Annotated in this window: 1 rRNA gene; it reads left to right on the forward strand. The window is 53.4% G+C overall.

Annotated features, from left to right (window positions below):
- A 16S ribosomal RNA gene (locus NATSA_RS15365) occupies positions 1-328 on the forward strand; the annotation flags it as partial.

The raw sequence follows: 328 nt of genomic DNA on the forward strand, positions 1-328 counted from the left end.
GGTACCTGCAATCCTGGAGGTGCCAGCAGCCGCGGTAATACGGAAGATGCGAGCGTTATCCGGATTTATTGGGTTTAAAGGGAGCGTAGGCGGGCTTTTAAGTCAGCGGTCAAATGCCACGGCTCAACCGTGGCCAGCCGTTGAAACTGTAAGCCTTGAGTCTGCACAGGGCACATGGAATTCGTGGTGTAGCGGTGAAATGCTTAGATATCACGAAGAACTCCGATCGCGAAGGCATTGTGCCGGGGCAGCACTGACGCTGAGGCTCGAAAGTGCGGGTATCAAACAGGATTAGATACCCTGGTAGTCCAGAGAAGAAATGAAGTGC

It is taken from the genome of Natronogracilivirga saccharolytica (assembly GCF_017921895.1).
Lineage (GTDB): Bacteria > Bacteroidota > Rhodothermia > Balneolales > Natronogracilivirgulaceae > Natronogracilivirga > Natronogracilivirga saccharolytica.